The sequence below is a fragment of the Kitasatospora sp. NBC_01246 genome (assembly GCF_036226505.1).
Classification (GTDB): Bacteria; Actinomycetota; Actinomycetes; order Streptomycetales; family Streptomycetaceae; genus Kitasatospora.
In genome coordinates, this window is the sequence record NZ_CP108484.1 from 30,220 (window position 1) to 51,682 (window position 21,463).

The window sequence follows — 21,463 nt, forward strand, 5'->3', positions numbered from 1 at the left end:
CTATCCCGCGCCGCACCTGCCCGCGACGTCCGTTCCCGCGAACACCGTGTGGCAGGTCAGCGCCACTGGTAGGACGCGCCGGTCATCGCCGGGAGCAGCCAGCGGGCCGCCGGCCCGCGCGGTGTCGGGCCGGACGGCCTGGACGAGGACGGCGCCGACGTCCGGGTACGGGTGGAGGGCGGCCGCGTCGGCGACCGGCAGCCACACCACCGGCGCCCGGCCGGGGTCGTCCTGCTCGACCTGGGCGACGGCCGCCACCAGGTGGTCGGGCAGGTGAGCGACGTAGACCAGGTGCCGGCGCCGGAACGGCATCCTCTCGCCCGGCCGCTCGGTGTCCTGGTCCTGGACGAAGCGCAGCACTGGCGGCGCGGGCAGCATCGCCAGGGCGAGGCCGAGCTTCTTGGTGAGCTCCCGGCGCAGCGCGTCGGCCGGTTCTTCGCCGTCCTCAAGCAGGCCGCCGGGCAGCGAGTGCTGGAGGCCTGCCTCGCGCTGGCGCCGGTTCAGGCACATCTCGCCGTCGTGGACCAGGACCGCGCACACCATCACCCGCACCGGTCCGCTCACCAGGCTGGTGGTCATCGCCGGGCCCAGGCCGGGCAGGCCAGCTCATCCCACGGGGTCCGGACGACGACACCTCCGGGAGTGAGGTGCTCTCTGGACCAGGTCCGGCAGCAGCCGTCGGCCGAGCGGGCCGGGAGCGGCGGCCTGGCGGCGCGGGCCGCAGCAGCGGGGACGGGGACGGCCGGCGGGGACGGGCGTCGGCGACGGCGGCGCCTGGTCATGGGTGTCGTCATGTCGCAGGCTCTGCCCAGCCCGCTGCCGCGCCGAACCCGGCTGCCACCCGGATAGACCAGCCGGGGGCGAAACTCACCGCCCCTGACCTGCGCTGGGGAGTTTTCGCCGGGTCGGCGCGGCAAACTAAAACTACGTAGCAGCTTGCGGAAGTCGCGCGGGCTCAGCCCGGTGAACGGGCTTATCCAGGACGGCTCCGACGCCGTGATCACACCAGCCGCCGCGAGATCATCCCACCGCTTCGGGACGACCCTCTTGAATCAGTGCGCCCCGGCAGCGGCCGCAGCAGCGGCACGTCGGCGTGCCGGGCACGGAAGTCCTCCCGCAGGGGCTTGGGCCCGGCGGACATCTCCCGGTCCAGGAAGCGGCGCAGCGGGGTGCGGGGGCAGCTGAGGCCGGAGGTCAGGCTCATGCCGCCCACCGCCCTTCGGCTCCGAACCAGGCCGGCCTGGTCGGCTTCGACGGGGGTGTTGAGGCGGGTGCGGTCGGCGCAGTACTGCGCTGGGGGTTCGTCATACCGGCGACGGTAGGAACATCCCCTGACGGTTTGTAGGACGAACGGAGCAGCCGTGTCGCCCGGCCGTGGAGGTCTTCACCCGGCCGGGCGGACCTGGCGTGCGCGTCAGGCTGGGGCCGTCGGCGGGAAGTGCCGGTCGAGGATCTCGGCCCACGTGGGCAGGGTGACGAAGCGGCCGGTGTCGTCGGCCTGGGCCTGGACGAGTTCCAGCAGGGCCGCGGCGAACGGGTCCGCGGGGGTGCCGGCCGGGAGCGCCGCGGCAGCCTCCCGCAGCCGGCCCTGGGCGGCGGGGAACGCCTCCTTCGCCCACGCCTCCTGCTCCTTGACCCTCTCCGCGCTGGCCTCCAGCAGGATCCGCTCGATCGTGTAGGTGGGGCACTGGGGGCTGTGCCAGATCTCGGTGAGGCTCAGGTCGCGCTCGACCGCGGTGATGCGGATGTTCTCGCGGTCCGGTCCGGCATGGCAGTCCTCGCAGTCGAGGTGTCGGCGGATGTTGGGGCGATCGGCGTGGGCGTCGGTCACAGGGCACCAAGTCCTTTCTGCCCGGCGGCCCGGGTGTGAAGCCCGGGCCGGGAGCGCCCATCCAACGCCCGCCGAACAGCGAAATCAACACCTTTGACCAGGGAACGGGCCGTCAGAACCGGTTGCGGCGTACGACGGGCCGAACGGGCCGTTCCTGGGCGGCGGCCAGGGCCAAAGCGGTGGCGCGGGTGCGCTCCAGCCAGCCGGCGACCTGCCGCAGGGCCGCCGGGTCGAGGTGGCGGGTGAGCTCGCGGACCGCCTGGTGGTCTTCGTCGGTCAGCGTGTACAGCCCGGCGCGGGCGAGTGCGGTGTACAGCGGGCCGGCAGCCGCTCCGGCGAACTGGCGGTGCGCGGCGTCGGTGCGCTGCCGGGCGTCATGGGCGGCCTCGGCGGCGCACTGCACGACGTCCTGGCGGTGGCGGGCCGCGGTCTGGGCCCGTTGCAGGCCGAGGTCCCGGTCCGGGTCGTAGGTCTCGCCGGCGGCGGTGGCGGCCTCGCCGCGGATGCGCTGCCACTCCTGGTAGGCGAGCGCGGCGCGGGCGAGGGCGCTCTCGTCACCGGCGTCAGCGTGCCGGTCGGCGGTGCGCAGGTCGGTGTGGGCGTCGGCGACGGCCCGGTCGATGGCGGCCACGGTGAGGCCGACGGCCGGGCAGCCGGTGACAGGCCCGGCCGGCCGGGGCAACGCCGGGACAGCGGGCGGCGGCAGGCGGCCCGGCACGGTGGCGGGACGACGGGACGACGGCCCAGACAGCGGCCGGGCAACGGGCGGACAACCGCCCCGCCCCGGCGGCGTGCCGCGGGCGGCGGCCCGGCGGGCCGGACCGGGACGAGAGCGGGGCGCAGCCAGACAAGCAACCGGCAGGCGGACGGACGGGACGAGCGCGCCAGGCCGGATCCGGTGGCGTCCCGCGGGAGTGGTGTACAGGGATCTCGGAGGCGCGATGCGCCAGACGGGTCGTCAGTGCTTGAAGGCGCTCTCGTCTCCCGGCTCGGCGTCCAGCGCCTCGCGGTCGAAGGCCAGCATGCCGAGGAAGAACAGACCGCCGACGAGGAGCAGGCCGATCACGATCACGACGGGGGTGAGTGCCTCCGCCGGCGTCACCAGCACGAAGAGTGCCACGAGCGTCCACACCAGTGCGCAGATCGCAACCGGCAGCTCAAGGCGCCCGAGGTCGAAGGACCTCTCCCTACGGCTCAGCCCCCTACGGACGGCCAGGTAGAGGACGACCGTCGAGCCGTAGGTGACAGCGGGGAGGATCGTCGATGCCGTGACCAGTTTCAGCAGGGCGGCGCCCGGCAGTGCGACCATCAGGACGACCCCCAGCGCGAAGATCAGGACCGTCGCCGGGATCGGCGTCCGGGTGCGCGGGCTGACGCGCCGCATCAACCGGTACGCGGGGAACCGCGAGTCGCGCGACATCGCGTAGACGAGCCGCGAGCAGGCGACCATCACCACGATCCCGGCGCCGAAGAACGCGATGGAGATCGCGACCAGCAGCGACCTCTCCGCCACCGGACCGAGGCGTTCGCGCATGATCGCCGCGACCGGCGAGCCGTCGGCGCTGATCCGGGGAATGTCCTCGATCGCGACGGTGAGTGTGATCAGGAACAGCAGGCCCAGAACTCCGGCCGCAATCACCGATCCCACGATCGCGCGCGGGACGCTGCGATAGGGATCCTTGGCCTCCTCCGCCAGGTTCGCCGCGGAGTCGAAGCCGACGAGGGTGGCAAGGCCCATGATCATGGCGAGCATCAGGCCGCCGCCGACGGCGAAATAGTCGGGGGCGTTCGCGGCGATGCCGCGTGAGGTGAGGTTGCCCACCGAGCCGTCACCCCCGACCACCACCGCGACGACGAGTGCGATCGCCACCACCACGACGAGCGCCAGTTCGAGTCCCACGGCGACCGAGTTGATCAAGCTGACGAGGCGCGTCGAGGCGATCGCGAGCAGGGCCTGGACGAGCAGCACCACCAGCGTGATCAGGCGCGCGGTGTCCTCGTTCTCCTCGATGCCGGCGAGCGGCATGAACGCCTGGCTCGCCAGCGCGTTGTCGATCGCCACCACGCCGATCGCCAGGTAGCAGAAGGTCAGCCAGCCGAACCACCAGCCGACCCTGGGGCTGGCCAGCCGCGAGGCCCACTGGTAGGAGGAGCCGCTGAGCGGGATGCGGGCCGCGAACTGCGCGACCACCAGCGCCACCAGGGTCTGTCCCACCGCTGCGATCACCCAGAGCCAGATCCCGACCGGCCCCGAGGCCTGCAGCACCTCGTCGAAGGTCGCGAAGATCCCGACCGCCACCGAGATGAACGCGAACGAGATCGCGAACACCTGGAACGAGCCGAGCGTCCGTTTCAGTTCCTGCCGGTACCCCCCGAGCTCCACGGCCCCTTCGCCGTCCTGCGCGCCAGTCGCGACCTCCGCCACCTCGGCCACCTCTCCCTACCTTGGCGCCTGCGCCTACATGGTCGGCGGCAGAACCCGCCCAGTGTCCCCTTTGGGACACCTGGACCTGGTTTGCCATGGGCAATAAGCACGATCACACCCCGAACGGACGCGCAGTACGAGGAGCCCGCCGATGATGACCAGCTGTCACCACCAGGCAACCCGACATGAACACCCAGAAGGTCAACCGAAGACCCGACACCGGGGCGGCGGGCGCCGACGTTGAGCAGTCCGTGATGGCGATGCCGCCCGAGACCGACCACGCCGTGGGTCGCCGCGCTGTTCCAGTTCCGGATGGCCACCGCCGAGCAGCTGCGGGTGCTGCACACCCCGGGGGCCGGGCCGGAGCAGATGCGCCGTCGTCTTCGTCGGCTCAAGGACGAGGGCCTGGTCGAGGACGTCGTGCTGCCGCAGTCCGGCCGGCTGATGGCCTGGTTCCTGACCGAGCACGGCGCGAGGATCGCCGGGACGTTCCCCGAGCTGGAGGGCGTGGCCTCGCCACCGCTGCCCGGGGACAAGAGCGCGGCGCGGCTGCGGCTCGGGCACATCCTGGCCGTGGTGCGCACCCACACCGCGTTCGTGGCCGGCGCCCGGGCAGCGGGCGACGAGTGCGCGCCGCTGGACCTGCGACCGGAGGTCTACCACCGCTTCGGCGCGGGCCCCGGGGGCGGTGCGGTGATCCCCGACGGCCTGCTGGACCACGACCGGCGGCCCGGGCCGCACGCTGCACCGGGCGTTCGTGGAGGTCGACCGCGGCACCATGGGCAGCGAGAAGCTCGCCGCCAAGCTGATCGGCTACGCCCGCTTCCACGACCACCACCCCATCCCGGCGCACCTGCGGCGCACCTCACACGCCCAAGGCGTGCTCCCGGCCTGGCAGCAGCACTACGTGCTCTTCCCGCGGCTGCTGTTCGTCCTGGCCGACACCGGGGAGCAGGGCGCCCGCCAGCGGATCCGCGACCTCCACGCCATCGCCGCCGGCCGCCCACTGGTCGCCCGGATGCTGACGCGGGTGAAGGCCGGCGCCGCCCTGCTCGCCGACCTGGAGCAGCACGGCCCCGGCGCCGCCGTCTGGTCACCGCTCGCCGACGCCAGCCGACCCGCGTGCGGGGCGTGGGAACTGTGAACGGCTCCGGCCTGCGCCGATGCCGGGCACCTTGATGGGCTGTCAAGGTATCCCGGGCGACCCGTCAAGGAGTCCACCAAAGTTGGCCCCCCACCTTGGTGGCGGCCGTTACGTGATCGGTACCGCAAACGGGTCGATCACCAAGGGATCCGCCAAGGTGTGGGGGGTTCCCTTCGGCGACCACGCGGAGCACCGGGCCCCGCGCCAGCCGAAAGGGCACACCCGCGATGACGACGGACGACAGCACCACCGCGATGACGACAGACGACAGCACCACGAAGAAGAACAGGGCAAGGGCGAGGACGGGTGCGGAGCCGGACAGCGAGACGCGGGAGGTGGAGATCACCTGGGCGGTGGTGGCGTCCCTGTTCCAGTTCCGGATCGCCACCGCCGAGCAGCTGCGCCGCCTGCACGCCCCCGACAGCGGCATCGAGAAGATGCGGGCGCGGCTGCGCAGGCTGCGCGAGCAGGGCCTGGCCGAGGAGCTGGTGCTGCCCCAGTCCGGGCGGGCGAAGGGCTGGTTCCTGACCGAGCACGGCGCGCGGATCGCGGCCGCGTTCCCCGAGCTGGCGGACATCCCCGCGCCCCGACTGCCCGGGGACCGGGAGGCCTTCAAGTTCACGCTCTACCACCAGCTGGCCGTCGTCCGTACGCACCTGGTGTTCCTCGCCGACGCCCGTACGCGCGGTGACTCCTACGGGCCGTTCGACCTGGTCCCGGATATGACCCACCGCTTCGCCGAGGGCAAGGAGGGCACGGTGCGCCCGGACGGCCTGCTCCACTACGGGCGCACCCCCGCCGACGGGGGCGGGTGGCCAACCGGGCGTTCGTCGAGGTCGACCGCGCCACCATGGGCGGGCCCCGGCTCGCCGCGAAGCTGAACGCCTACGCCCGCTACTGGGCCACCGCCCCGCTCCCCGCCGGGATGCGGGCCGGCACCATCGAAGCCGTCCAGGGCGGGCGCAAGCCGCTGTGGGAGCGCCGCTACCCGGTCTTCCCCCGGCTGCTGTTCGTCCTCACCGGCACCGGCCAGACCGGCTTCGCCAACCGGGCCACCGACCTGGAGACCGCCGCCCGCACCCCCTACGTCGCCAGGATGCTGCGCACCGTGGCGGCCGGCGTCGCCAAGCCGGAGGACCTGGAGGCCGACGGCCCAGGCGCCGACAACTGGTGGCCGCTCTCCGACCTCGACGACGGGCCCCCCTGGTGGGAACTGACCGGCACCAAGCCCTGACCGGCAGCACCGCCCGCTCCTTGATGCCCGTCCCGGACCGCCCGGGGCGGGCATCAAGGTGTCTTGGCCGGGCCGGCCGCTGGACCGTCAGGGTGCGCGATGTCAGCACAGGGTTGATCGCTTCGTTCCGCCAGCGCGGAACGACCCGCAGGACGCACGGCGGTATCAAGGACCGCAGTGCCGCTGCCACTTTCGCACTACCTGGCCGGTCACTCAGTCGAGGTCGGCGGATGCCAGGGCCACCGCGAGCACCAGGTACGGGACGGCGCCCAGGCACTGCTCGGCCATCATGCTCGGATCGGACGCCGTGCCCGCGTCGGCCAGCGCCAGCAGCCCGGCACCGACGGCCGCCTCCACCGCCGCGTCCAGAACCTCTGCCGGGGTGAACTCCCCGCCGGCCACCAGCTCGCGCACCACAGCGGCGGCCTGCGCCGGGTCGGCGCGCCACAGCTCGGCGACCTGGTCACCGGCGCCCGCCAGGTCGATGACCGCGCTCTGCTGCGCGGTCGGAAGCGGCACGGGCCAGGACAGCCCGGGCTCCTCCACGATCTCCTCGGCCCGCCCCAGCGCCACCCTCGCGGCGCTGGTGCGCCGGGCCTGCTCCCGCTCCCGTGCGACGGCGGCCGGCCACCGGGCGTCGTCCTCGGCCCGGGCCGCCTCCAGCAGCGGGGCCGCGGTGCGGCTGAGGTAGACGACCGGGAGGGGGTCCACCACGACCGCGTCCTGCCCGGGCGGGGCGTCGGCGACGGGCTGGTACAGCGCGGCCGCCGCCGTGGCGCAGGCCCCGACCGTGGCGGTCAGGGCGGCGATCAGCCGGGCGTGGCGGCGTCGGCGTGCGGGCAGGTCCAGGCGAGCGGGAATCGCGGTCACCCCCGCACTATCCCGCGCCGCACCCGCCCGCGACGTCCGTTCCCGTGAACACCGAGCGGCAGGTCAGCGCCACTGGTAGGACGCGCCGGTCATCACCGGGAGCAGCATCGGGCCGCCGGCTGCGGACGTGGTGTCGGGCCGGCGTCCCGGCCGGCGGCAGGCCGGGACGGGGTCTGGGGGCGTCTGGGGCGGCTGGCGGCGACGCGACGCGGACGAGCGCGGGCGGGCGGAGGCTCGGCGAGGCAGCGGCAGACCGGGCGGACGCGGACGGCGGACGGCAGGCGGGAGGCGGGAGAACAGGCGGCAACGCGGCCCGACGGCGCGGACGGGCGAGCGCGGGACGGCGGCGCGGGCAGCCGGGGTCGCGGGCGGAGGCGGGGTCGGAGGCCAGCGGGCCCGCCAGGCAGCAGGCCGGAGGCCGGCCAGCGGCGGCGGGCGGCAAGGTGACGCGGACGCGGGCAGCGTGGACCGGCGGCGGGCCAGCGGCGGCGGGCGGCAAGGTGACGCGGACGCGGGCAGCGTGGACCGGCGGCGGGCCGGGGCGGCCCCCGGGACAGCGGACCGGCGGCCCTGCGACGACGCGCAGCCCGAGCTCGTAGGCGGCCGGCGGCCCGGCGGCCGGCAGACCCGGCGGCGGGCGCGGACGCGGGACGGCGGCGCGGGCACGCAGGCGGCCACCAGGGCGGGGCGACGCGGACGGAGGGACGGCAGCCCGGGGCAGCCACCGGCGGGCGAGCGCGGGCCGGCAGCCGGGGTCGCGGACGAGCAGGCGGCGGCGGACGCGGACGAGCTGGCGGCGGGGCCCGACAGGGCCCGACGGGACGGTGCTGGGCGGGGGCAGCAGACCGGAGACGGCGGCCGGAGGCGGACGCGGCAGGCGGCGGGGACCGGCGGCCCGGCGGCCGGCGGACGACGGCGCAGCGGGAGCCGGGCGGCAGCGGCCGGGGCAGACCCGGCGGCGGGCGCGGCCACCGGGTCAGCCACCTGCGCGAACCGACGGAACACGACGGACCCGGGCGGGGAACGGAGAACGGCTCAGCTGGGCCGACGCGGACGAGCGTGGACGCGGCAGGCCGAAGGCGGCGGCAGGCGGCGGGACGGAGCGCGCCGGCCGCACGGGCGGCCGGCGCCTTGTCGCGTCCGGACGGTCAGGCGTAGAGGCCGGATCCGAGTTCGACGAGCTTCGCCCCTACGCCGGAGGCGACCGCCGTGGTGAGTGCGGGTCCGGCCAGCCGCATGATCCTGCGCCAGATCCGGGCGCCCTGCTCGGCGTCGCCGCCCTCACGTTCGAGCGCCTCGACCTCGACCTCGAAGTCCCCGGCGTCGACGTCGTCCAGGCCGAGCTGCGGGGCCACGTCCCGCAGCCCCTGCACCAGGGCGGTGAGGGCCTGGCTGTCGATCCCGTTGCCCGCGTTGATCGTGTTGTGGTCGCCGGTGGAGGCGACGCCGCCGGTCATGTTGCCCTGGACCACACTGCCGTAGTAGGTGTCTCCGGTGGCCTTCTGAGTGTCCATGTAGCTCCTCACTGAGTGGCCGCTGCGGATGCAGGCGTTGCCGCTCCGGGTGATCCGGAACAGGTACGGACCGTCTTCGTCGCCGTCGGCGGGACTCTCCGCCAGCTCGTAGCCGACGAGTTCGGCGACGGCGCTGGAGATCTCCCCGGCCGTGAGCGGCGTGCCGGCGAAGTAGGCGGCGGGGGCCTGCGTGAACGTCCCCGGCTCGACGGGGCCATCCTGGTCGTGCAGCCAGCGGGCCGGGAGCAGCCAAAGCCAGCGAACCGGCGCAGCCGCACCGGACCGGCGGGCGAGCGGGGCGAGGGCGGACAGCAGCACAACCGGCCCGACGGACGAGTCTGATCGTTTACGGTTTCATCACAAGCATCGACGGCCCTCCTCCCCGGTTCTAGCCTGAGGTCCTGATCTCAGACCCATTGGGGGGCGCGTGACGGATCCGCTCGACATCCCGGCGCCTGACAACACCGGAACCGTCACCCTGCGCCGGTACACGTATCAGGAGAAGGTGGCCGCACGGTACGTGCTCGCCATGCTGGGTGAGGGCAGCGGTGTTCGCCACGTCACGTGTGAACACATCGAGGACGTCCTCGTCGCAACTGACCACCCCACAGACCGCTCCAATGTGCTGTCGGACTTCCTGCAGGTGAAGACGAAGGACGATCCAGCCCCGTGGGGCCTGTCTGACATCATCGCCAAGGGTGCCCTGAAGAGTCTGTGGCGGACTTACCGGGCGATTCAGAACCATGGGCTTACGTACTTGCTGACTGCAGCCGTCGAGGGCTTTCTCGACCCGGCGGACGACGCGCTCACGGCCCTTGCCCGAGGGGCGGGTGCGGATCACCCGAAGTGCCTGGCTCGAGTCTCGAAGCACCTCAAGGCACAGGAGGCGGATGTTTCCGCCTTCCTGTCGTTCGTCAGAGTCCGGACGATGCCGCGCCGTGAGCACATCGACGATCAAGGTCTGGCGAGCCTGGCCGAGCTGGCCCCCGCGGTGAGCGTCGGTGAGCAGCGGGCCGTGTACCTGGAGATCTTGAACCGGGTTCACGACGCCATGCAGGGAGAAGCCGGTGCCGGCTGGAAGGAGAAGCTGGGAGTCGAGTCCCCGAGCGAGGCTCTGCTTCGCAAGCGGCTGACACCCAGCTCGGTGTACGACCTGGGGCAGCGCTTGCGGCGGCCGGACCATGTGCTGCTGGCTGCCTACTCGGAACGTATTGATGCGGTCGAGACCAACCTTGTTCGGAAGTTGCGTCGAGGCGGCGCTTCGGAGGGGACGATCCACGATGCGCAGTTCCTGCGTTCCGAGGCGGACGGGCGGAGGTTGAGCGACGTGGCGCTTGGTGTGTGGCCGGAGGATTCACGCGTTGAACAGGATCTGGACACGCGCCTGAGAATCACCGCCACCCGCATCGCTCGCCGATACCAAGACCAGGGGCACCGGCCTGCGGACCGCATCTGGGACGACCTGACACAGGAGATCAACTCGGCCGCCGGTGTACTTGACCTGCATCCGCTCTATGCCAAGGATCCGTGGCTCCTCATGGGCCGGGCCTGCTCGGTGTCGGACGAGTGCCACTTCGGGTGGGGGGTCGCGACCGGTGAGAACTGACGCCACGCCAACCGCGACTGGCGGTCCACCCTCGGTCGATGCCCAGGCTCGCTTGCTGATCTTGGTCGACGCCTTCGGCAAAGCCGGTATCGAGGGCCGGATGAAGCTGGCGAAACTGGACTTCCTCCTTCGGTATCCAGACCGCTTCACCACGCTGGTGGAACTGCGTGCGCCCGGCATCGCCGCGGGCGAGAACCCCTGGTTGACCGGAGACATCGAGCAGAGAATGATCCGCTACCGCTACGGTCCGTGGGATCCGGCCTACTACGGCCTTCTGGGAGCGCTGATCGGCAAGGGGCTCATCACCACGCGGCAGCGCGGAAGCGTGGCCACCTACGCGGTGACCCCCGCCGGGCATCAACTCACCAAGGCACTCGCGGCAACCGATAGCTGGGAATCCGTCCGGGAGCGGGCACGCTTGCTGCATCGGCACTTCAACCTCACGGGAACATCCTTGAAGGATCTGATCTACGAGACGTTCCCCGACATCGTCAACGCGGACTGGGGGACTCACCTGTGAGACTGCGTATCGAAGAGCTGACGATCAGCGGCACGACCCGCACCGTGCACTTCCAGCCTGGACTCAACGCCATCACCGGCGCCATGAGCGGCGGCAAAACCGCGACCATCAGCTGCCTTCGGGCCTTGGTCGGCGGCGACGTGAACGTGGTTCCCGAGCTCAAGGGCAGGACCATCACCGGCACCGTGCTGATCGGCAACCGCAGGTTTCGCATCGTGCGGCCGCTCGTCACCACCGACACCGCCAAGATCGATGTTGCCGAGATCGGTGGCGCGGAGCACGCCTGGCGTCTGCCGGCCGCACGCCTGGAACCTGGCTACGACCTGACCTTCCGCGACTGGTACCTGCAGATGCTCGGACTGCCCAAAGTCCTCGTGCCGCGCGCCCCCACCGACGAGACCAGCGCCCTGGTCCCCGTCACCATCAACGACTACCTGATGTACTGCGTTCTGCGTCAGGACCAGATCGACTCGTCGGTCTTCGGGACCCCGGACAACTACCACAAGGACATCAAGCGGAAGTTCGTCTTCGAGATCTACTACGGCATCTTCAGCGCCAAGGCGATCGAACTGCGCGAGCACTTGAGGACGGTGTCCGTCGAGCTGAAGGCGCTGACCGCCGACGCGAAGACGCTGGAACGGGTGCTGGAGACCACCTCCTTCTCCTCCGCCGCCCAGCTCCAGGTACAGCAGACCCAGGCGATCGAGCAACTCGCACGCTCCCGGGAAGCGGAGCAGGACCTGAATCGGACCCTCCAGGAGCCCGCCACCGTCGGTCTGCGCGCCCAGATCGCGGCGGCGGAGGCAGACCTGCAGGTGACCGACACCTCTCTGCGCTCGGAGACGGCGACGGTCGCCCGTCTCACCGGCCTGCGCGACCAATTGGTGGCTCAGAGCCGGAGGATCACCCGGGCGCTCGTCGCCGAGCGCCTGCTCAGCGATTTCGAGTTCCACACGTGCCCGCGGTGCGGATCGGACGTGCCGGAGCGCGGAGGGGACGACACCTGCAGGCTCTGTCTGCAAAACCCGCCCGCGGTGGTCCCCACTACAGCCTTGGTCTCCGAGCAGGACCGGGTGATCGAACAGGTCGCCGAAACAGACCAGCTGATCGCCCGCAGTCAAGAACGTCTCCAGCTGCTCCGGCAGGCCCGCGAGGAGAAAATCGGGCTGCGGGCAGAACTCGGTGCCCAGCTGGACCGCCTGGCCCAGGGGTTCCTGACCGATCAGGCCGATCGCATCCGCCGGTTCGGCGCCGACCAGGCCAGGCTCGAAGAGCAACTGCTACGCATCGCGGACGCACTCGCGCTTCACCAACGCCTGCAGAACCAGGGCAGCCGGATCGCCGAACTCGAGCGGGAACGCGAAGACCTGATCAGCCGGCTGGACGCCTCCCGCCACCGCAACCCGGCAGCGGCAGAACGCATGGCCGAGCTCGACCATGCCTTCGAGAACACCCTGCGCTCCTTCGACGCGCCACGCTTCGAACCCCGCCCCGGCTCCTACATCAGCCGCAAGAACTACCTGCCCATCGTCGACGGACGCGCCTTCTCCGAACTCAGCTCACAAGGCGTCGAAGTCATGGTCAACGTCGCCCACGCCCTGGCACACCAACTCGTCGCGCTGGCACACCCCGAGAGCCTCCTGCCCAACCTGCTGATCATCGACGGTGTCAGCAGCAATGTCGGCCATGAAGGCATCGACCTCACACGACTGGAGAAGATGTACGCCACCCTGCTGGCTACCACCCAGCAGCACGGGGAAGAGCTGCAGATCATCGTCGTAGACAACGACCCGCCCCCCATCCCCGGAGTCCACGTCGCCCTCACCCTGTCGGACACCGACCGCCTAGTCCCCGAGACCGAACCGCAGGCATAGCACGTCGGCGCAGCACGCTGGGCGGCCTGCAGAGCAGCTCGGCAGCGAGCACAGGCTGGCACCGAGACGTCCGGGTGCAGAGGTGCGGGACGGGACCGCAGGACGGGTTCCCGAGCCAAGGGCCTGTCCCAGCCGGCTCGTGAGCGGTTGGCCAGCCGAAGGTGCGACTGTCGGTGGTGCGGCGTAGTGGTGGGTCTACCGGGGTCCGGGAAGAGCTGGGGCGGATCTGACGCATCGGTGCGGTGTCCTTGCTGGTCGTGCTGGGGGAAGCAGGATGTGGGTTACCGCGACCTCATGGGACGTGTGGGGGCGGATGTGCATCAAGGCGGGACCGCAGGTTGGCGTCGACAGCGCTCTCGCGCCATGGTTGTTCCCAGCCACAGGAGCCGCCTCGCACCTACCGATCCCCTGCGGCGCACGTGCCCTGGCGGGCCCTCAGGTCCGGCACTCCCTCCTCCTTCCGACAGGACTTGCCCAAGCATGCCCAAGCCCCGATTCCTCCGCCTGTTCTGCGTCGGCCCGCAGGACCGCGGGAACCGCCTGCCAGCCGGTGTCCGGCAGCGCCTGGTGGTCGTCGTCGTCCTGCTCACCACAGCCGTTGCCATCGCCCTCGGCGTGAACGTCACCACCGTGGTCGAGGCGGTCGCTCTGCCGTCGGCCGTGGTGAAGCTCGCAGACCTTTCCGTCGGCACCGGACCCGGCCGACCGCGCAGCGGCACCTCGGCCCGGCAGGGCCGGTGACCGGGCCGTGTCACGCCCCGAGAAGCCGCTCCCGGACAGCGCCAGCAAGGAATTGCGGGCGCTCGCCCAACACCTGCGCGGCCTGCGCACCGCTGCCGGCCTCGGCTACCGCGAGCTCGCTGCACACCCGCACACCAGCGGGTACTCCGCGGCCACCTTCCGGCGCGCGGCCAACGGCGAGCAGGTCCCGGCACAGGAGGTCACCGCCGCCTTCGCGAAGGCCTGCGGAGGCAACCCGGCCAAGGCCCTACGGCTGCGCCTGAACGCCGCCCGCGGCGCCGCCTGGGAGGCCGCACGCAAGGCGTGGGTCCGGTCCATGCAGGACACCATCGCAACCGGCAGCCCGTCCATCGCCCCGCCTCCCCCGCACCTTGCCCCGAGCGACGTCAGAAGCCTGCCCGAACTGCTCATCGCGATGCGCTACATCCACCTCCAGGCCGGCGCCCCCTCCAGCCGCGAACTCGAGCGCGCGGCCCCGCCGGGCCACCTCCCCCACACCACCCTCGACCGTCTCCTCGACAGCCGCGCCAAGCCCCAGCTCCCCTCCCCGGAACTCCTCGATGCGTTCCTCACCGGCTGTGGCGTACCGGCCCCGCGCAGGGATGCCTGGATCTCCGCCTACATGCGCCTCCTCGACGACGATCCGGCACTGCGCGTCCGCGCCCAGGCCCGCCGTCTGCGCGGCGTTCCCCTCAGCCACCACGTCCCGCCCGAGGAACTGGAGAGAGAGGAACAGCGCCGTGAAATGGACCGCTGGCGCTTCCAACTGCTCAGACGAGACGGCTGGGAAACCACCCTTCGCAGCGCCTACCTGTCACGCATCCCGGACGACGAGTACGCCCCGTGGCCCCGGCCATACGACCCCTTCAAAGCCGCGGAGATCGCGCTCGACTACTGAGCAGCCCGACCGGGGCGCAGCAGGCGGTAGACCGAGCCCGGAAAGCCCCACAGCACGGACGGGACAGGCAGTCACCAACGACACCGTCGACCAACCCAAAGGAGACTATAAATAGGCCGTCCCGGCCCGGTGAGCTGGGACGGCGGGTGTACGAGGCGGGTCAGCTGGCATCGGTTTCGGAGTGCCGGTGGAGCGCGTCCAGGAGCGCGGTCTGCTGGGCGCTGAGCTTGCCGTCGGCGCGGGCCTTGTCCTGCTTGCGCAGCCACGCACCCGGTCGAAAGGTCGGGTCGCCTTCGCCGCCGGTGCGGTTGGCCGGGCCGGTGAGGGTGCCGCCGGCGGTGAGGTAGGCGAGCAGGCGGCGGTAGGAGCGGTTCCAGTCCGGGTCGATGCGCCACATCGCGTCCAGGGCGGTCAGCTTGGCGTCCTGCTCTGCCGTGAGCTTGGCGTTCTTGCGCTGGCGGCCGACCCAGGCGCCCACGGCGTGGCCGTCGCGCTTCTCGGCGGCGGGGATCGCCAGGTGGCCGTGCCTCTGGGCCCAGGCGCGGGCGTGGGCGTAGCCGCGGTCCCAGGAGCGGGCGTGTTTGTCCCAGATCATGCCGAGCTGGTCGAGTTCGTGGATGCGGACCGGGGCGAGGAGGCCGGCACCGTGGAGGTAGCGCTGCCGGTCGAGCCAGGAGATCAGCGCGCCGTCGCGGGTCTTGTCGGTGGGGTCGAGGTGGTGGTGGCCGGTGTGGAACGCGGCGGCCAGCTGGTACATCCGCTGCCACTCGGTGGCGCGCGGGTTGAAGGCGCGCAGCTTCACGGTCCGGAGGATCTGGGCGGCGTGCTCGCGGGCGTTGATCCGCAGCCAGTCCACCGGCGACTCCGGGGCGGCCGGCTGCTCGGCGTCACCGGCCTCGCCGGTCTCCTCGCCCTCCTCGGACTCGGTGATGGTGTCCTGGTCCTTCTCGCCGACCCGGCGGGTGCGCAGCTCGGTGATCCGGCCGACGACGCGGGCGTCGTGGGCGGCCAGGGCGCGCAGGACGCGCCAGATGGTGCGGAAGGAGGAGGCCTCGATCTCGTCGTCGGCCTCGGCCTTCACGGCCTCGCCCGCGTCCTGGATCTCGGCCGGGTCGGCGGCCTGGGTGTCGTCGCCGATCTCGGGGGTGGGCAGGTAGACGGGGATGATGACCCAGGAGACCTTGCCCTGCCGGTAGGACTGGCGCAGGGCCCGGCCGACGGCCTGGACGACGTCGATGACGCTCGACTTCGGATCCGCGAAGACGATGGCGTCCACGGCCTCGACGTCGATGCCCTCGTTCAGGAGCCGGCTGTTGCAGATGATGCAGCACTCCTCGCCCTCCTCCCCGGGCCGCTCTCCGGTGGTGGCCGAGAAGGTGGCGAACGCCGCGCGGCGGTCCTTCAGCTTGTCGCTGCCGGCCACCGCGAGGGCGGTCACCCGCTCCGGCCGGTCCGCATCCGGGAGCAGCTCGGCGGTGGCGTTCATGGTGGCGGCGAACTCCCGGGCGGCGGCGACGCGGGAGTGGAAGGTGATGACCCGGCGCAGCTGGAGGTCGGCGACGGCGCGCAGCACCGCGATCTGCAACGCGAGGCGCAGGAGTTCCTCGTTGGAGCGCTGGGAGCGGAGGTCGGCGACGGCGGGCAGGTTGAGGAGTTCACGCAGGTCCTCGTCGGTGACGACGGGCACCAGGACGCGGTAGTCGGCGAGGTAGCCGTGCTCGATGCCCTGGCCGAGCGTCCAGGTGTAGACGGTCTCGCCGTAGATCGAGGTGTCCGTCATGGAGCAGAGCGCGGGCAGCTGCTCCGCGCCCTGGCCGTCGGCGTCGGCGGTGAGGTCGGCCAGGCCCGGCTTCGCGCGGGTGTCGTCGGCGATCTTCGGGGTGGCGGTGAGGTACAGCCGGCGCAGCGCGGGGACCTTGTCGTCGGAGTGGATCGCCGCCCACGCCTTCCCTTCGGAGCCTGCCGTCCGGTGTGCCTCGTCGATGATCACGACGTCCCAGGCGGGCAGATTGAACTGCTGGTGTGCCTGGACGATGCGCTCCAGCGAGGCGTACGTGGCGTAGACGGTCACCGGCTGGCCGTCCGAGGCTCCCTTGACCAGGTCGGCGATCCGGGCCGCCTGGGTGGACACCTCGGCGTGAACGCGGCCGCCGGCCTCCGCGCTCTCCAGCGCCTCCGCCCGCGAACACGCCGCCACCGCCAGCCCCCGGCGGCCGCCCTTCAGCGACCAGGCGGCGGCGGTCTGCTCCAGCAACTCGATCGTCGGCACCAGGACCAGCAGCCGGCCCTTCGCCGCCAGGCGCCGCGCGCAGCCGGCGGCGATCAGGGTCTTGCCGGAGCCGGTGGCGGCGACGACCGTCGCCCGGCCGCCATTCTTCACGGCCTTCACCGCAGCGGCGACGGCGTCCTTCTGGAACCAGTGCAGCGGCAGCGGGTTCACCGTGGCGGTGCCGGTCGGCTGCGCCGGAACCGGCTGTCCGGGCCGGTCGGGGGAAGCGGCCGAGACGCCGGCCTCGGTGGCGGTGGTGGTCTCCACGGCGGTGCGTCTCCTGTTCTGCCGGGTGGTGCGGATGCGGGGCCGGGGTGGGGCGGGAGGTGGCACGGGGTGGGCGCCCGGTCGGGGTGCCCACCCCGTGCGGCTATTCGGGGGTGTTGTCGGCGTTGGCCGGCAGTTCGTAGGTGTCGGTGTCGTCCGTCCAGTTGTAGACCCACTGCTTTCGGACCGTGACCTTGGCGGCCCAGGGGAACAGGCCTTCGGCGAGTCCGATGACCCGGTCCGAGATCGTGTCGAGCGCCTTCTGGATCTTGGCTCCGTGGATGTTCCGCTTCAGGCCTCTCGGCACCTCGAACTCGAAGCTGATTCGAAGAGCACGAGGCGTGCCGGTGGGCTCCGTGGGTTCCGTCATAGGGCTCCCCCTTCCGATGATTTTTCCTCAACATAGCCGTCCCTCGTGAAATTGGTCAGGTTTCACGAAAGTTGGCGCCCTGGCGCGAGGCCTCTCCTGGGGCCGGGCCAAGGTTGGGAAGAGGCGGCCGGGGTCCCCGGGGGCCGGTCAGCCGATCAGGACGTCGGAGCTCTGGTGTCCGGCGGGGGTCCAGGTGCGGATTTCCAGGTAGACGATCTCGGCGTCCTCGGTGGCGCGACCGGTCTCGACCAGCCAGGTCCGTACCGCGTGGACGACGTCGCCGTGCGAGGCGGCCACCCGCCGCGACCACTCGGTGGCGGGGAAGCCGCCGGTGGCGGAGGAGCCGTAGGTACGCTCCTCGGTGCCGTCGGCGCGCGGCACCACGCCGCGCCGGATGCCCGGAGAGTCCTGCCTCGACCCGGCCGCCAGGGTGAAGTGGCGGGAGAGCATCCGCACCGTCAGCGCGACCCGGCCGTCGGCGGCCGCGGCCGCGTGAACCACGGCCGCCAGGTGCGCGGCACCGGACCTGATCGCCTGCTTCCCCGCCCGGCCGGCCATGCTCCCGCCCGGGGTGCCGATCACGTCCTTGCCCCGCACCCGCGCCTTCTGCCCCGTCCTGGTGCGGCGGCGCTCGACGTTCTCCTGGGCAACGGCCGAAAGGGCCTCGGCGTCGCGTTCGCCGCCGCGCACGGCCCGCACCAGCTGGCGCAGGGCACCGACCATGCTGGCGCCCTTGCCCTTGGTGAAGAACTGCGAGACCAGCGAGGCGTCGCGGCCGAGCATCTTGGCGACCTGGCGTTTGGTGTAGCCCTGGTCGATCAGCTCCTGGGTCAACCGGGCGGCCTCGTTCGGGTGGTTCGGATCGGCCGGGCTCACTGGTCAGCGCCCTTCTCGGTGGCGGCGAGTTCGGCGCGGCCCAGGCCGCGCAGCTGCAGGTACTGCTCCTGGCTGATCGGGTGCTGGATGGGGCCGGTGAGGTGGCCCTTGAGGAGATAGTCGCCCACCTCGCCCCGGTAGGGCCAGGGCTGGCGCTCGGTCAGGGCGATGCCGTCGGTGCCGAAGTAGACGACCGTGCCGGGCTTCGCGTGCAGGGCGCCGGCGTGGCCGATGACCTCCTTGCCCTGCCGGTACTTCATGTCCAGCAGCGCCGCCCGCGCCCCGGACCACACGTAGGCGGCCCACTCCGGGTGGGCGTAGGGGTCGCGGGAGAAGCCGGCCTGCCGCTGCCACGTCACCACGCTGTCGCCCTGGCCGAGGATCTCCACCCCGGCGGGGAGGGTCTCGCCGAGCGGGGTGGTGCCGGAGACCAGACGCGGGCGCTGCGCGAAGCCCCCCAGCCCGAACAGCAGCACCGACCGGACCGCGCGGGAGGAGAGGTAGGCCGCCTGGCGCTGGCGCTCGTCACCGTGCAGCTTCGAGAGGTTGCTCAGGTCCGCCCACGCCGCCTTCAACCGCTTGCCCCACTCGTCCAAGGGCTTGCCGTCCTCGAACAGCAGGCCGCCGAGGATCTCGACCTTCCACGGCATCAGGTGGTTGGACAGCGCCAGGTGGACCTCGGCGCCGCCCGCCCACGTCGTGAACGTCGTCCCCGGCGCCGAGGGGTAGACCCAGGCCCGGTCCCCGGTCACCGGCGCGGGCAGCAGCCCCACGTGGTTCCACCCAGCCGGGACCGTCACCCGCACGTTCCAGTGCGAGCAGGACATCAGCGCCTTCACCTGCTCCTGCCCGGTCATCGCGGCGAATGCGGCGGCGGTGATGCGGCGCGGAACGCCGACCGGCGACTTCCACAGGTGCTTCGCGTAGGCGAAGGTGCGGTCGTACTCCACCAACGCCGGCAACTGCTCCGGCACCCGAGGCGGCAGGAGCAACTCGGTCCGGCCCTGGCCGCCGGTCGCGTGCAGCAACCCGCGCAGCTCCTCGGACAGGACCGGGTAGCCGCCGGCCCACTTGCCCGTGGTCGGGATCGTGCGCGACCACAGGTCCCGGCCGGTCTGACTCGGGGAGCCCATGAGCACGGCGTCGTCCCAGTGGCGGCGCAGCGCCTGCCACAGCAGCGTGAACGCCTGGCGGCAGGTGACGACGTCGGCGCCGTCCGGGTCGAACCACTCCCCCATCGAACGGATCTCGGTGGTGGCGCTGTCCGGGGCCGCGGTGGGGGCGTAGCGGCCGACCGGCTGGCGCTGGTGGACGAAGTGCCCGGCGAGCTTGTCCCGGCCCGAGCCGACGGCGGTGGTCCACCGCTCGCTCGGCGTGTTCAGCCAGGCGGCGACCGCGTCCTTCAACGTGGAGTAGCGCTCGGCGCCGTCGTGCCAGGGAGCTCCGGCCGTGATGTAGACCCGCTCCGTGCCCGGCGCGGCATGCAGGACGGCATCCAGGATCTCCCCCGGGGTGCGGGCACCGAGGTCCAGGCGCACCACGCGGTCGCGCACCGCCAGGTCGCCGGTCGCCGCGTCCAGGAACACCGTCGAGCGGGCCTGCTGGACGAAGTTCGGACGCTTGGACACCAGGCCCGTGGTCACGGCCTCGAACCGCGCGCCCGCTCGGCCTTCGGGAAGGGCGGGCAGCTCACGCGGACCGACCGCCTGGGCCACCGGACGCACTGGGGCGGCGACCGGAGCGGCCGCATCCTGCCCGGTGGCTCTGGTGATCGACGCGGTGGTGGGGTCCGAGGTGGCCTGTACGCCGGGTTCTGTCTCCCCGGCGACCGGGACGACCTGCGCAGCAGGAGCGGGCTCGGCCGGGGCGGGCTGCTCGGCGACGGCCTGGTCCTCGACCTCGGTCAGCGCCTCCGCCACCGGGGCGGCCGGGGCCGGCTGCTCGACGACAAGGGCCGGGGCGGGGCGGGTCAGCGCCGGGGCGACCGCGACGGCGGGCTCGGCGACCGGCTCCGCCGTCGACGCCGGGGCGGGCGCGGCGGTGGCGGCCTGGTCCTCGACCTTGGCGGTGCGGACGGCGGCCGGGGTCGGGTCCAGCAGCGGGGCGATCCGCACGACGTCGCCGACCGACAGCCCGGAGGCCTTCGCGATGGCCGGCGCCTGGGCGCCCTCGTACCCCGCCAGGCCTGCCACGCGGCGCGAGCGCTGGGCGGTGAGCTTGTCCAGCTCCTTCCGCGCGGCCGCGACCTGCTTCTCGGCGGCCGTGATCTCGGTGCGCAGCTCGCGCAGACCGGCGAGCTCGGCGGTGTACGTCTTACGGTCCATCAGCGGGTCACTCCCCCTCGGCGACGGTGGTGTCGGTGGTCGGGCGGGTGGTGACGTAGGCGATCGGGCCGCCGGACACGGACGCCAGGCGGGTGCCGAGCAGCAGGCTCGCCAGGCGGGCGTCCTCCGGGTCGGTGGGGTCGGCGGCGTTCGCGGGGACGGTGAGGTCGGTCAGGTAGCCGGCCAACCGCGCCTTCGGGAACCGGTACCGGCCCGCGGTGCCGACCGCGCCGTCGCCCTCCCACTCCTGAATGCCGGTCAGTACCGCGACCACGAAGGAGGCCACCGTCACCGGCAGCACGGCGCCGGTCGAGACGCGGGCCGGGTCGCACCGCCACCACCCGGACAGCGCGGCCAGCAGCTGCGCCTGGTCCAGGCCGATGCCGAAGCCGATCCACTCGCGGTCCGGCTCCTCCACCCGCTGCGGGGCGTCCGAGCGCAGCACCGCCACCTCGGCCACGCCCAGCGCGGTCAGGTCGGCGGCCGGGCGGGCCTGCAACCGCTGGAGAGCGGCCAGCGGGAACACCTGCCGACCGGTGTCGCGCACGCCCGGCACCACCCCCGTGGCCATCAACTTCTTCACCGTCGGGATCGAACACCCCAACGCCGTCCCGGCCTGCCCCGTCGTCACGAACACACCCACAACCCCCCTACGCCTATTCACCTACCTTGAAACGCTAGAGCGACTCTACGCCTCCCC

Annotated in this window: 20 protein-coding genes and 1 pseudogene; 9 read left to right on the plus strand and 12 right to left on the minus strand. The window is 72.4% G+C overall.

Translation table 11 applies throughout. From position 1 onward, the window contains the following. The 5 genes from OG618_RS00150 to OG618_RS00170 all read right to left on the minus strand — a co-directional run bounded on the left by OG618_RS00150 (position 1) and on the right by OG618_RS00170 (position 4,265). Positions 1-579 (minus strand): NUDIX domain-containing protein, encoded by a 579-nt coding sequence (locus tag OG618_RS00150; protein ID WP_329485007.1) that lies wholly within the window; start codon positions 577-579, stop codon positions 1-3. Positions 580-1,000: 421 nt separating this feature from the next. Further along, a complete protein-coding gene (locus OG618_RS00155; protein ID WP_329485008.1) occupies positions 1,001-1,204 on the minus strand; it encodes a hypothetical protein in 204 nt (67 codons plus the stop codon). Between the two features lie 210 nt (positions 1,205-1,414). Beyond that, positions 1,415-1,831 (minus strand): hypothetical protein, encoded by a 417-nt coding sequence (locus OG618_RS00160; protein ID WP_329485009.1) that lies wholly within the window; start codon positions 1,829-1,831, stop codon positions 1,415-1,417. 112 nt (positions 1,832-1,943) lie between these two features. Beyond that, entirely contained in the window at positions 1,944-2,462 is a 519-nt protein-coding gene (locus OG618_RS00165; RefSeq protein WP_329485010.1) for a hypothetical protein, read from the minus strand. 327 nt (positions 2,463-2,789) lie between these two features. Then, complete coding sequence (locus OG618_RS00170; RefSeq protein ID WP_329485011.1) at positions 2,790-4,265, minus strand: APC family permease; 1,476 nt, start codon at positions 4,263-4,265, stop codon at positions 2,790-2,792. A 303-nt stretch (positions 4,266-4,568) separates the two neighbouring features. Between OG618_RS00170 and OG618_RS37930 the strand changes: the two are divergent. From OG618_RS37930 to OG618_RS00185, 4 genes and pseudogenes are all read left to right on the plus strand, one after another. Continuing rightward, positions 4,569-4,907, plus strand: a pseudogene (locus OG618_RS37930) (replication-relaxation family protein); the annotation flags it as partial. 106 nt (positions 4,908-5,013) lie between these two features. Next, positions 5,014-5,400: a hypothetical protein gene (locus OG618_RS00175; RefSeq protein WP_329485012.1), complete on the plus strand. Its 387-nt coding sequence runs from the start codon at positions 5,014-5,016 to the stop codon at positions 5,398-5,400. A gap of 227 nt (positions 5,401-5,627) precedes the next feature. After that, complete coding sequence (locus OG618_RS00180) at positions 5,628-6,281, plus strand: replication-relaxation family protein (RefSeq protein WP_329485013.1); 654 nt, start codon at positions 5,628-5,630, stop codon at positions 6,279-6,281. Beyond that, positions 6,251-6,634, plus strand: coding sequence for a hypothetical protein (locus OG618_RS00185; RefSeq protein WP_329485014.1), 384 nt, complete (start codon positions 6,251-6,253; stop codon positions 6,632-6,634). The genes OG618_RS00180 and OG618_RS00185 overlap by 31 nt, the downstream gene beginning before the upstream one ends. A gap of 213 nt (positions 6,635-6,847) precedes the next feature. On the opposite strand, the gene OG618_RS00190 is transcribed toward OG618_RS00185, so the two are convergent. Beyond that, positions 6,848-7,504 carry a hypothetical protein gene (locus OG618_RS00190; RefSeq protein ID WP_329485015.1) on the minus strand — a complete coding sequence of 219 codons (657 nt, stop codon included), beginning with the start codon at positions 7,502-7,504 and terminating at the stop codon, positions 6,848-6,850. Between the two features lie 1,148 nt (positions 7,505-8,652). Then, the gene (locus tag OG618_RS00195) at positions 8,653-9,336 is read right to left on the minus strand and encodes a hypothetical protein (protein ID WP_329485016.1); all 684 of its coding nucleotides are present in this window, start codon (positions 9,334-9,336) and stop codon (positions 8,653-8,655) included. A gap of 109 nt (positions 9,337-9,445) precedes the next feature. On the opposite strand from OG618_RS00195, the gene OG618_RS00200 reads away from it, so the two are divergent. The 5 genes from OG618_RS00200 (at position 9,446) to OG618_RS00220 (ending at position 14,657) form a co-directional block, all read left to right on the plus strand. Beyond that, on the plus strand, positions 9,446-10,624 hold the full coding sequence (locus OG618_RS00200; protein WP_329485017.1) for a dsDNA nuclease domain-containing protein: 1,179 nt from the start codon (positions 9,446-9,448) through the stop codon (positions 10,622-10,624). A 52-nt stretch (positions 10,625-10,676) separates the two neighbouring features. Then, on the plus strand, positions 10,677-11,144 hold the full coding sequence (locus tag OG618_RS00205) for a hypothetical protein (RefSeq protein ID WP_329485018.1): 468 nt from the start codon (positions 10,677-10,679) through the stop codon (positions 11,142-11,144). Then, on the plus strand, positions 11,141-13,018 hold the full coding sequence (locus OG618_RS00210; RefSeq protein ID WP_329485019.1) for a hypothetical protein: 1,878 nt from the start codon (positions 11,141-11,143) through the stop codon (positions 13,016-13,018). Before OG618_RS00205 ends, OG618_RS00210 begins: the two co-directional genes overlap by 4 nt. Positions 13,019-13,498: 480 nt before the next feature. Beyond that, a complete protein-coding gene (locus OG618_RS00215; RefSeq protein WP_329485020.1) occupies positions 13,499-13,759 on the plus strand; it encodes a hypothetical protein in 261 nt (86 codons plus the stop codon). 7 nt (positions 13,760-13,766) lie between these two features. Next, positions 13,767-14,657 (plus strand): helix-turn-helix domain-containing protein, encoded by an 891-nt coding sequence (locus OG618_RS00220; RefSeq protein WP_329485021.1) that lies wholly within the window; start codon positions 13,767-13,769, stop codon positions 14,655-14,657. A gap of 160 nt (positions 14,658-14,817) precedes the next feature. Here the strand turns inward: OG618_RS00220 and OG618_RS00225 are convergent, their stop codons facing one another. From OG618_RS00225 to OG618_RS00245, 5 genes are all read right to left on the minus strand, one after another. Then, positions 14,818-17,193, minus strand: coding sequence for a DEAD/DEAH box helicase (locus OG618_RS00225; protein WP_329485022.1), 2,376 nt, complete (start codon positions 17,191-17,193; stop codon positions 14,818-14,820). Positions 17,194-17,296: 103 nt separating this feature from the next. Then, the gene (locus OG618_RS00230) at positions 17,297-17,563 is read right to left on the minus strand and encodes a hypothetical protein (protein WP_329485023.1); all 267 of its coding nucleotides are present in this window, start codon (positions 17,561-17,563) and stop codon (positions 17,297-17,299) included. A gap of 147 nt (positions 17,564-17,710) precedes the next feature. Then, positions 17,711-18,439 (minus strand): helix-turn-helix domain containing protein, encoded by a 729-nt coding sequence (locus OG618_RS00235; protein ID WP_329485024.1) that lies wholly within the window; start codon positions 18,437-18,439, stop codon positions 17,711-17,713. Beyond that, positions 18,436-20,763, minus strand: coding sequence for a hypothetical protein (locus OG618_RS00240; RefSeq protein ID WP_329485025.1), 2,328 nt, complete (start codon positions 20,761-20,763; stop codon positions 18,436-18,438). The genes OG618_RS00235 and OG618_RS00240 overlap by 4 nt, the downstream gene beginning before the upstream one ends. Before the next feature lie 7 nt (positions 20,764-20,770). Beyond that, positions 20,771-21,346, minus strand: a complete 576-nt coding sequence (locus OG618_RS00245; protein WP_329485026.1) for a DNA-binding protein — start codon at positions 21,344-21,346, stop codon at positions 20,771-20,773. Between the last annotated feature and the right edge of the window lie 117 nt (positions 21,347-21,463).

What these genes read in the sequence shown, in the direction of transcription:
- OG618_RS00185 (WP_329485014.1), top strand. Translation starts at nt 6,251, where the DNA reads ATGGGCGGGCCCCGGCTCGCCGCGAAGCTGAACGCCTACGCCCGCTAC.
- OG618_RS00150 (WP_329485007.1), bottom strand. Translation starts at nt 579, where the DNA reads ATGACCACCAGCCTGGTGAGCGGACCGGTGCGGGTGATGGTGTGCGCG.
- OG618_RS00215 (WP_329485020.1), top strand. Translation starts at nt 13,499, where the DNA reads ATGCCCAAGCCCCGATTCCTCCGCCTGTTCTGCGTCGGCCCGCAGGAC.
- OG618_RS00230 (WP_329485023.1), bottom strand. Translation starts at nt 17,563, where the DNA reads ATGACGGAACCCACGGAGCCCACCGGCACGCCTCGTGCTCTTCGAATC.
- OG618_RS00240 (WP_329485025.1), bottom strand. Translation starts at nt 20,763, where the DNA reads ATGGACCGTAAGACGTACACCGCCGAGCTCGCCGGTCTGCGCGAGCTG.
- OG618_RS00155 (WP_329485008.1), bottom strand. Translation starts at nt 1,204, where the DNA reads ATGAGCCTGACCTCCGGCCTCAGCTGCCCCCGCACCCCGCTGCGCCGC.
- OG618_RS00180 (WP_329485013.1), top strand. Translation starts at nt 5,628, where the DNA reads ATGACGACGGACGACAGCACCACCGCGATGACGACAGACGACAGCACC.